Here is a 10,352-nt window from a genome sequence, read left to right on the forward strand (position 1 = left end):
CCCCGCGCCCGATCACCCCGGCCGCCTCGGCCACCCCGCCGGTCTCCGGCCCGCCGTCGCCCGAGCCGCGCCGCCTGATCGACAACCCTGCCAACCGGCCGGTCTCCGCGCCGCCGCCCCCGCCACCGGGGATCACCCCGATCGCGCCGAGCCAGCGCGAGCGCGGGTCCGTGCCGCCGGCCGAGGCCGGTGAGCCGTTCCGGCCCACGCTGACCACCGCCGCGATCCAGAACGCGCGGGCGGAGCGGCAGCGCACCATCGTCCCGCCTCGCCCCAAGACGACGGGCGAGTCCGCGCCGCCGCCCACCGGCGGCTTCAGCGCCACCGACCTGAGCGTCCCGGTGCCGACCCCGCGTCCCGGCCAGGAGTCCGCTCCCCCTGGCTCGCGGGCGAACTGGCCGCTAATCAACAACCCCGAGGACCCCGCCGACAGCTCACCGAACAATCCCGTCGCGCGGCGGCCCTTTGAGGATCGGGCGAAGCGGCAGATCGACGCGCCGACCCAGGTGGTCCCGCCGGCCGAGGGCCGGGTCACCCCGCCCTGGCTCGCCGACGACCTGCCCCAGGAGCCACCGATGCTGCGGCTGGTCGAGCCGCCACCGCTGGCCGACCGGGCGCTGCAGGACGGGCCGGGCCAGGCCGCCAACCCGCGCCTGGAGCCCCCGCCGCTGCGGCTGGTCGACCGCGGCGAGGCAGCCCGCGCCGGCCGTCCCGCGCCGGAGCCCCGCCCCGAGCGGACCCCCGTGGAACACCGGTCCCCGCTGGGTCAGCGGGTCCCGTTGGAGCAACGGCCCGACATGGAACACCGGACCGCCCCGCCGCAATCGCCACGGTCCGCGCCGATGGAGCGGCGTACCCCGCCGATCTCCGACGAGGGCGACGGCGACCTGCTGATCTTCGCCGCCGCCAAGTCGGCCTGGTTCGTCGGGCACGGCGACGAGTCCGAGATGGACTGGTCGAGCACCGCCGACACCGGGTGGCAGGCCGCCGAGCAGGCCGCCCGCCCGGCGGTGGGCGCCGATACCAAGGCCGGGTTGCCCAAGCGGGTGCCGCAGGCCAACCTGGTTCCGGGCTCCCCCCTGCGCGAAGAGCGTCCCCTACGGATAGTCCGCGACGCGGCCAGCCTCGCCGAGAACACGACCGGCTACTTCCGGGGCTGGCGTCGCGGGCAGGAGATCGGCGGGTTCGCCGTCGGCGGCCGGCCGGGCCGCGAGGCGGCCGGCGGCTGGGACTTCACCCGGGACACCGGCGACCGGGACGACGACCGGGAGTACGAGTACCGGTCCGCCGGCTACCGCTCCTGACCACCGCGCCGGGGTGGCGGGCACCGCCGCCCCGGCCGCGCCCCGCCGTGCTGGCGTACGGCCGCAGCAACCCGACGCCCACCCGACCGACCGGTGAAACCACACCGAAGAGCGGCCTCGGCCGGCCGCCTGACGTCCCGCAGGGACGGTGACGGCTAGTGGCCTTCCCCCCCGAAGGTCGCGGGGCGGTCGGGGCGCACAGGCGTTGTCAGGGCCGCTCCTGAGCCGCCCTACGGAATGGGCTAGCCCTACGGAATCGAGCGCCGGCCGCCCGCCGGTAACGTCGAGTTCGCCTCCAGCCGGTCCCGAAACAGCCGGACGCGCCCGACGGCCCGGCGGGTGCCGGTCGTCGGGCGCGTCCCGTCGTCGATCAGGCCGGCGCGACCGCGCGCGAGCGGCGCATCGTGAGCACGTACTCGACAAGCGAGATCAGCACGTGCTTCGTCGACTCCCGGTTCCGGGCGTCGCAGGCCACCACCGGCACGTCGTGCGAGATCGCGAGCGCGTCCCGGACGTCCTGCGGGTCGTGGTACTGCATGCCGTCGAAGCAGTTGATGGCCACCAGGTACGGCAGCCGCCGATGCTCGAAGAAGTCGATGGCCGCGAAGCAGTCGGCCAGCCGCCGGGTGTCGACCAGGACCACTGCGCCGATGGCGCCCCGGACCAGCTCGTCCCACATGAACCAGAACCGGGTCTGGCCGGGGGTGCCGAACAGATACAGGATCAGGTCCCGGTCGATCGAGATACGGCCGAAGTCCATCGCCACCGTGGTCGTCGTCTTGCCCGGCACCTGCCGGGTGTCGTCGACGCCCACGCCGGCGGAGGTCATGATCGCCTCGGTGGTCAGCGGCGTGATCTCCGAGACCGAGCCGACCAGCGTCGTCTTGCCGACGCCGAACCCACCGGCGATAACGATCTTCGCCGACGTCACGCGCCCGCTCGGGACGGGCGGGCGGTGCGACATGTCAGAGCCTGCGAAGTCCACTCAGCACCCTCTCCAGCAGTTCAGTGCCCACCGCGTCGTCGGAGTCGTCCAGGATGGTCGGCTCGTGGACTGCGACCAGGCCGTCCGTCGCCATGTCGGCGATGAGCACCCTAGCCACGCCGAGCGGGAGCTGCATCCGCGCCGCGATCTCGGCAAGCGACTGCACGCGTCCGTCGCACAGCGCGGCGATGTACTGGTGCTCTCGGCCCTGGCCACCGTTGCTACTGGCAGCGGCCCGACCGCGCACCGTCGTCTCGACGAGCGCCTCCAACGCGATGTCCAGCCGAGGGCGGGTACGACCGCGGGTGACGGCGTACGGACGGACCAACGCGCCAGTCGGCTCGTCACGATCCATGTCGCCGCTCACCTCCTTCGTCCCCGACACCGGCTGAACCCGGTGGAACCCGTCGTTCTCGTCCTTGCCACCCCGCCCGACCCACCGGCCAGCGCGTGGGTCAGCCCATCATCCCCACAGTCGTACGCGGCTGCGGGGTCAACGCGTCGCCCACCCGGTCGACCAGGAGGGCCATCTCGTATCCGACCTGCCCGACGTCGCAGCTACGGGCGGCGAGCACGGCGAAGGACGAGCCGTCCGAGATGGACATCAGGAACAAAAAGCCGTTGTCCATCTCGACCACGGTTTGCAGCACCGCGCCGCCCTCGAAGCAGCGTGCCGCTCCCTGCGTCAGGCTGACCAGCCCGGACGCGATCGCGGCGAGCTGGTCGGCCCGGTCACGCGGAAGGTCTCGTGACGACGCCAGGAGCAGACCGTCCGCGGAGACGGCGACCGCGTGCGCGACACCGGGCACCCGGTCGGCGAAGTTGGCCAGCAGCCAACCGAGATCCTGCGTAGTTGTCATCCTTGTTGCTCCTTCTGCCCGCTCCCGGCCACCGGGCCTGAGCCAGACTGCGAGGATTGCTGCCCACCCGGAGCTGCCTCCGGGTTGGTCGGGTTGCCGTCGGGCTCGGTACGCCCACGCTGCACGCCTCGATGGTATGCCGAGAGCAGACCGCGGACGCCCTCCGGCGTACGGCGCTGGACCGACGTGGTGGGCTTCTCCACCCCGCCGGGCACGAGCTGGGCCATCGGCACCCGCTTCGGCAGGCCCTTGCGGGTGGTCTCCGCCACCGGGACCTCGGTGGCCGCCGAGGCGGCCCGCCAGCCGTCGTCCGCGGCAGTCTGCCAGGCGTGGGCCTGCGGCGTGGGCCGCCGGCCGGCGAAGCCCTCGGCGGGACCGGGGCGGGTGCCACCGTTGGTCGGCGACCCGTTGTCGCGCGGCATTCCTCCGGCCATCGGGGTGTCTGCCATCGGTGCGTTACCTGTCGTCCCGGGTGCTGGTGTCTGGACGGGCCGGCCGGTGACGTCGACCGCGGAGAACTGTTGGGTCACGGCGGCGTTCGCCGGGCTCCCGGTGCCATTGGTCGCGCGCTGGGCGACGCCGGCCGTCTCCTCCGAGCCCGAGCGGCGGGTACGGAACCAGGCCGACTCGAGCTCCCGGAAGATCGGCAGCTCCATCGTCTCGTCCGCGTACCGCTGCTGCCGGTTCTGGGCCTGCACGGGCGTTGACCGCGTCGGCGTGGGCGGGGTCGTCGGCTGGGTGGCCGGCGCGCTCGGCACCTCGGTGCGCGGCACCCGGGGCAGCTCCGTGGTCATGTCCAGGGCTGCCGCGAGGCGCTCCGGCACCGGCGGGGTGACCGGCTCCGGCGCGGCCACCGGCGGCCAGGCCGGCGGCGCCACGGGCGCCTGGGCCGACGGGACCGGCCGACTGGGCAGCGGCTGCGTCGAGTACGGCTGACCGGACACGGGCGTGCCGAACGGCTGACCGGACACGGGGGCGGCCGAGACGGGCTGACCCGAGACCGGGAAGGCGGAAACCGGCGGTGCCGACACCGGCGGCACCGAGACCGGTGGCGGGGTCCAGCCCCGGGCCTCCGGGCTGCTCGGCAGCTGTCGGGGGATGGCCGGCTGCTGGCCGCTGCTGGCCGGGGCGCCGTCGCCGGACGCCCGCCGCTGCGGCAGCGGGTCGCTCGACTGGCCATTCGAGGTGCGGTCGGCGGCGGCACCGCCGGCGCTGCCACTGGCCCCGGTCAGGTCCGACCAGGCCGGCATCGACCGCATGGAACCGGTCGACGCGGGCGTGCCGTGGCCGTTGCGCGAGGCCGGGTCGAACGACCGGCCGCCCAGGGTCACCTGGTTGCCCGAGTGCCCCGGCCGCTGGGTGGGCGCCGGTGTCGCCGGGCCGTTGCCGAAGGCCGCGAAGGCACCCAGGGCCGGGGTGGCCCCGCCGGGCTGCGAGCTGGTGAGCGACGCGGGAGGGGCCGGCAGCGCGCCGGGCTGCTGGAACCGGCCGGAGAGCGCCCGGGGCACCAGCACGGTGGTAGGCAGGGTGACGTCGGCGACGGTCCCCCGGTCGGTGCCGGGCCGCAGCTCGACCTTGACCCCGTGCCGGGACGCCAACCGGGCGACCACAACCAGGCCCATCATCCGGGAGACGGCCACGTCCACCTGCGGCGGCGAGGCGAGGCGGTCGTTGAGGTCGTGTAGCTGCTCGGCGCTGATGCCGATGCCCCGGTCCTCGACGTAGAGGCTGGCCCGGTCGCCGACCCGGCGGGCCTCCACCATCACCTGCGAGTCGGGCGGCGAGAAGGCGGTCGCGTTGTCGAACAGCTCGGCAACCAGGTGGACCAGGTCGTTGACCGCGTGCGCGGCGACCTCGATGTCGCGGTCGATCACCCCGAACTCGATCCGGGTGTAGTGCTCGACCTCGGACTGGGCGGCCCGCAGCACGTCGATCAGTGCCGCCGGCTCGCGCTGCACGCGGGTGGAGTCGGCCCCGGCGAGCACCAGCAGGTTCTCGTCGTTGCGGCGCATCCGGGTGGCCAGGTGGTCGAGCTGGAACAGCTCGGCCAGCCGGTCCGGGTCCTCCTCGCCGCGTTCCAGCCGGTCGAGGTGGCCGATCAGCCGGTCGACCAGGATCTGCGAACGGCGGGCCAGGTTGACGAACATGGTCGCGACGGAGGCGCGCAGCGCGGCCTGCTCCGCCGCCGTCCGTACGGCCTCCAGGTGGACCGCGTTGAACGCCTCGGTCACCTGGCCGAACTCGTCCTTGCTGCGCACCGGCAGCGGCTCGGCGATCTGGTTGGCCGCCTGCACCGGGGAGAGCTGGCTGGAAAACTGCGGATCGCGCAGCCGGGCGACGGCCTGGGGCAGACCGTACTGGGCGATGTTGAGCGCGCCCTGGCGCAGGTCGCGCAACGAGCGGGCCATCGACCGGGCGACCAGGTACGCGAACAGGATGGCCAGCAGCAGCATGCCGAGCAGCAGGCCGGTCTGGAGGAACACCGTGCGCTGCACGTCGGAGCGGAGCGCGTCGGCCTGCTTGACCACGTCGCCGTCGAGCCTCGCCTCGACCGTACGGATCAGTTTGGCGTTGGCGACCATGGCCGCGTCCCACTGGTCCGGCCCGAACGGCGCGTCGGCCATGCTGCCGTTGATGTTGCCGTCGAGCCAGCCGGTGTAGTTCTGCGCCTCGCGCCGGTCGCCGCCGGCGACGGTCTGGTCGTGCAGGTCCGACTCGGCCTGGTTGGCCACCGCCTTGAAGCTCTGCAGCGCCTGCTGCTGGCCGGTGCCGCTGGCGATGTAGTCGGTGCGCAGGATGGGGGTCAGCTCGCGCTGGATCAGCGCCCGGTGCACCACGACCCGGCGGACCGAGAGGAATTCCTTTTCCCGGGCGACGGCTGCCGCGGCCCGCATCCGGTCGCTCAGGTCGTTGTCACCGGCGAGGTGGGTGGCGGAGTCGCGGATGGAGAGCAGGTCGTTGATCAGGCCCTCGTACGCCTGCATGGCGTCGATGATCTTCAGCTTGCCGTTGAAGACCTGGCTGCGGGTGCCGGGCAGGTCCTTCAGGTTCTGGTCGATCCCGTCGAGGCGGCTCTCCAGGCTGTTCGGGAGGTCGTCGACCTCCCCCCGCTGTTGCAGGTACGGCACCTTGTCCTGGTCGACCCGGATGTTGACCCGGTTGTACGCCTCCTGGTACTGCGCCTTGGCCTGGTCGCCGCTCGCGCCGAGCAGCAACACCGCGGAGGTGCGCTCGTCCTGGAGGCTGTTGACCAGGTCGCCCGAGTAGCCCACCAGATTGGCCAGGTCGCCGGAGCGGTTGGCGTTGTTCAACGTCTCCAGGTTGTCGACGAGGCCACTGGTGCCGACGACGACCGTGGCGATGGTCGGCACGATCATGATGAGACCGAGCTTGGACCAGATCGGCATGTCGCGGAGCCGGCCGACCGGCCGACGCAGTCGCGACAGGAAGGAACCCGCCGTCTTCGGTCGTTTGCTCACGTCACCGCCCTCGCGATCACAGCGTTCGCGCGTTGCCCCGGGCAACGCTCAGCGACCGACCCGGCGGGTCGGACCTCCGAGATTCCATCACGCCGTGTTCCAAAGAGAAAGCCCAGGCCGGCCGTCGCCGGAGGTGTGATGAGATGTTGATGCAATTTGCTCGCAATCCGTCCAGCCGGAGTGACTGACAGTAATGGATCACCCCCACCGCCTCGTCCTGCTCGCCGGCCCTTCGGGCTCCGGAAAGTCGCACATAGCCCGACAAACCGGGCTTCCTGTTCTTTGTTTGGACGACTTCTACAAGGACGGTGATGACCCTACGTTACCGCGTCAAAACGGTCTTGTGGACTGGGACTCACCTCAGTCGTGGGATGCCGGGGCGGCCGTGGAAACGATTGCCCGGCTGGCGCGGGACGGCAAGGCCGAAGTGCCGGTTTATGCGATCGGCGCGGACCGGCGGGTGGCCACCCGGACATTCGAGGTCGCCGGATCGCCACTTTTCGTCGCCGAAGGGATTTTCGCCGCCGAGATCGTCGAGGAATGTCGACGGCGGGGGCTGCTCGCCGGGGCGTACGCGCTGCGCCGGCCGCGCGGCACCACCTTTTTCCGGCGGCTCGCCCGCGACCTGGCCGAGCAGCGCAAGGCTCCCGGGGTGCTGCTGCGGCGCGGTTTGGCCCTGCTGCGCGCGGAGCCGGCGGTGCTGCGCCGCCAGGCGGGGCTCGGCGCCCACCCGGCCCCGGCCCGCGAGGTGCTGCGCCGGGTGGCCGACCTGCTCGCCGGCCACCCGCACCACCCCTGATCAGCCCAGCAGCTTCCCGTACGCCGGCTTGATCACCTCGTCGATGATGGCCAGCCGCTCGTCGAACGGGATGAACGCGCTCTTCATCGCGTTGATCGTGAACCATTGGAGCTCCTTCCAGCCGTAGCCGAAGGCCTCCACCAGCAGCGCCATCTCCCGGGACATCGAGGTGCCGCTCATCAGCCGGTTGTCGGTGTTCACCGTCACCCGGAACCGCAGATCGCGCAGGAGCCCGATCGGGTGCTCGGCGATCGACGCCGCCGCGCCGGTCTGCACGTTCGACGACGGGCACAGCTCCAGCGGGATTCGCTTGTCCCGCACGTACGCGGCCAGCCGGCCCAGCACGGGCGGGTCGCCGGGGTTGATGTCGTCCACGATGCGCACCCCGTGGCCGAGGCGGTCCGCGCCGCACCACTGGATGGCCTGCCAGATCGACGGCAGCCCGAACGCCTCGCCGGCGTGAATGGTGAAGTGGAAGTTCTCGCGCTGCAGGTACTCGAAGGCGTCCAGGTGCCGGGTGGGCGGGAAGCCCGCCTCCGCCCCGGCGATGTCGAAGCCGACCACGCCGGCGTCGCGGTGCCGCACCGCCTGTTCGGCGATCTCCTGCGACCGGGCGGCGTGCCGCATGGCGGTAAGCAGGGTGCCGACCCGGATCGGGTGGCCGGCGTCGGCGGCGAGCGCCGCGCCCTCGGCGAACCCGGCGACGACCGCCTCGACCACCTCGTCCAGGGTCAGGTCCCGCTCCAGGTGCTGCTCGGGGGCGAACCGCACCTCGGCATAGACGACCCCGTCGGCGGCCAGGTCCAGCGCGCACTCCCGGGCCACCCGCCGCAGCGCGGGCGCGGTCTGCATGACCGCGACGGTGTGGGCGAACGTCTCCAGGTACCGCTCCAGCGAACCGGAGTTCGCCGCCGCGACGAACCAGCGGCCGAGCGCTTCCGGGTCGGTGGTGGGCAGCTCGTGGCCGACCTCGGCAGCCAGCTCGACGATCGTCGCCGGCCGCAGGCCGCCGTCGAGGTGGTCGTGCAGCAGCGCCTTGGGGACCTTGACGATGTCCTCGTATGAGATTGCGACCATGCCCAGACCCTAGTAGCGACCAACCGGGTCGCCGACGCGACCGGCTGGGAGGATGTCCAGGTGATGGACCCCCGCATCGTCGACCGGCTGCGTTGCCCGGTCTGCGCGGAACCGCTCACCGAGGCCGCCGCCGGGACCACCCGGGCGCTGCGCTGCCCGCGCCGGCACAGCTTCGACGTGGCCCGCCAGGGGTACGTCGACCTGCTCGCCGGGCGGGCCCCGCACGTGGGCGACACCGCCGAGATGGTGGCCGCCCGCGCCGACTTCCTCGCCGCCGGGCACTACGACACGCTCTCGGCCGCGCTCGCCGCCGCCGCGCTCGCCGCGCTGAACCACACGCCGGAGGCCTCCGGAGCGGGCGCGTCGGCCGGAAAAGCCGGGCGGGATGCCCAAGCCGGGCGGGATGCGTCCGCTGGACATGACGCGTCCGCCGGGCAGCCGGCCGTCGGGACGGGGGGCGTCGGGACGTACCCGCTGGTGGTGGACGCCGGGGCGGGCACGGGCCGGCACCTCGCCGCGGTGCTGGCGGCGCTGCCCGACGCCGTGGGCCTGGCCCTGGACGTCTCCAAGCCGGCGCTACGCCGGGCCGCGCGGGCCCACCCGCGCGCGGCGGCGGCGCTCGCCGACACCTGGCGGCGGCTTCCGCTGGCCGACGCCAGCGTCGCCGTGCTGCTCGACGTCTTCGCCCCGCGCAACGGCGCGGAGTTCCGCCGGGTGCTCCACCCGGCCGGCGCGCTGCTCGTGGTCACCCCCGCCGAGGACCACCTCGCCGAACTGGTCGACTCGCTCGACCTGCTGAAGGTGGACCCCGACAAGGCGGACCGGGTCGCCGGGAGCCTGGCCGGCCACTTCGAGCAGACCGCCGGGAGCGTGCTGCGGGCCCGGCTGGAACTCACCGGTCCGCAGGTGGCCACCCTGGTCGGGATGGGGCCCAGCGCCTGGCACACCGACCCGGCCACCCTCGCCGCCCGGATCGCCGCGCTACCCGAGCCGGTCCGGGTGACCCTCGCGGTACGGCTCGGCGTGTACCGCCCCCGCTGACCGGGGCGCGGCCCGCCGCTCAGGTGGAAAGGTCCACCTCTTCCCAGCCCGGCGGCTCCTCGTGGTAGGGCCCGCGCAGGACCACCGCCCACTCCAGCGCCCACCGGCGCTGCCCGATCGCGTTGGCGTCGACCAGGCCGGGCGACGACCGCCCGTCGCGCTCCAGCTCCAGGTACGCCCAGTCGAGGCAGTAGTGCAGGTCGAGCAGGGCCGCCGCGTCGGCCGGGTGCTGGGGCGCGGTCAGGATGCGGGAGCGCCACTGCTGGAAGCTCTCCCCGCCCGCGATGTGCGGCAGCCGCTCCACCAGCCGCTCGTCGACCGGCAGCGTCGGGTCGAGCTGCTTGGCCAGGCCGAGCACCCAGGCCAGCGAGAACAGCGCGTCGTGGTGCAGCACGAACGACCGGTGGTCGCCCCGGCCGCCCATCACGAACTGCCACTCCGGCGGGGTGACCAGGTCGACCAGGTGGGAGTTGAGCAGCCAGCTCATCGCCGCCTGCGCCGGCATGCCGAAACACCGGGCCAGGATCACGTGCAGCACGGCGATGCGCGCCTCGATCTCGACGGTCGGCCGCAGCTCGATCTCGTCGCCCGGCTCCCACACCAGGGGAAACTGGCTCGGTGGCAGCGGCAGCCCCAGCCGGGACAGCTCGTCCAGGCTGGCGTCACGGACCTCTCGCGGGTCGGGAGCGGAAACGCGCACGGGTCAGATCCCTGTCAGTCGCATCGGCTCAGCGCCGGTCGTCCCCCCTTGGCCTGGGAGGATAGCGGTTCACGACGAGCGGCACCACGGCGGGCGGGGGCGGGGGC

General features: G+C 73.3%; 8 protein-coding genes and 1 pseudogene. 3 read left to right on the plus strand and 6 right to left on the minus strand.

Annotation, left to right across the window (positions count from 1 at the left end; genetic code table 11):
* Positions 1–1,304: pseudogene (locus E1258_RS25480) on the plus strand (transposase); the annotation flags it as partial.
* Between the two features lie 370 nt (positions 1,305–1,674).
* Here E1258_RS25480 and E1258_RS25485 read toward each other — a convergent pair.
* From E1258_RS25485 to E1258_RS25500, 4 genes are all read right to left on the minus strand, one after another.
* Positions 1,675–2,268, minus strand: a complete 594-nt coding sequence (locus E1258_RS25485; protein ID WP_007074526.1) for an ATP/GTP-binding protein — start codon at positions 2,266–2,268, stop codon at positions 1,675–1,677.
* A 1-nt stretch (position 2,269) separates the two neighbouring features.
* Positions 2,270–2,644, minus strand: a complete 375-nt coding sequence (locus E1258_RS25490; protein WP_007074525.1) for a DUF742 domain-containing protein — start codon at positions 2,642–2,644, stop codon at positions 2,270–2,272.
* 100 nt (positions 2,645–2,744) lie between these two features.
* A complete protein-coding gene (locus E1258_RS25495) occupies positions 2,745–3,149 on the minus strand; it encodes a roadblock/LC7 domain-containing protein (protein WP_007074524.1) in 405 nt (134 codons plus the stop codon).
* Positions 3,146–6,628 carry a sensor histidine kinase gene (locus E1258_RS25500; RefSeq protein WP_132405580.1) on the minus strand — a complete coding sequence of 1,161 codons (3,483 nt, stop codon included), beginning with the start codon at positions 6,626–6,628 and terminating at the stop codon, positions 3,146–3,148. The genes E1258_RS25495 and E1258_RS25500 overlap by 4 nt, the downstream gene beginning before the upstream one ends.
* Before the next feature lie 385 nt (positions 6,629–7,013).
* Between E1258_RS25500 and E1258_RS25505 the strand changes: the two genes are divergently transcribed.
* Entirely contained in the window at positions 7,014–7,427 is a 414-nt protein-coding gene (locus E1258_RS25505) for a uridine kinase (RefSeq protein WP_243715680.1), read from the plus strand.
* Here the strand turns inward: E1258_RS25505 and E1258_RS25510 are convergent, their stop codons facing one another.
* Entirely contained in the window at positions 7,428–8,504 is a 1,077-nt protein-coding gene (locus E1258_RS25510; protein ID WP_132405584.1) for an adenosine deaminase, read from the minus strand. It abuts the gene before it with no gap.
* A gap of 63 nt (positions 8,505–8,567) precedes the next feature.
* Here E1258_RS25510 and E1258_RS25515 point away from each other — a divergent pair, with 63 nt between their 5' ends.
* Entirely contained in the window at positions 8,568–9,545 is a 978-nt protein-coding gene (locus tag E1258_RS25515) for a putative RNA methyltransferase (protein ID WP_132405588.1), read from the plus strand.
* Positions 9,546–9,564: 19 nt separating this feature from the next.
* On the opposite strand, the gene E1258_RS25520 is transcribed toward E1258_RS25515, so the two are convergent.
* Positions 9,565–10,245: a DUF4272 domain-containing protein gene (locus E1258_RS25520; protein WP_132405586.1), complete on the minus strand. Its 681-nt coding sequence runs from the start codon at positions 10,243–10,245 to the stop codon at positions 9,565–9,567.
* Positions 10,246–10,352: the final 107 nt, after the last annotated feature.

The sequence above is a fragment of the Micromonospora sp. KC207 genome, assembly GCF_004348615.1.
Lineage (GTDB): Bacteria > Actinomycetota > Actinomycetes > Mycobacteriales > Micromonosporaceae > Micromonospora.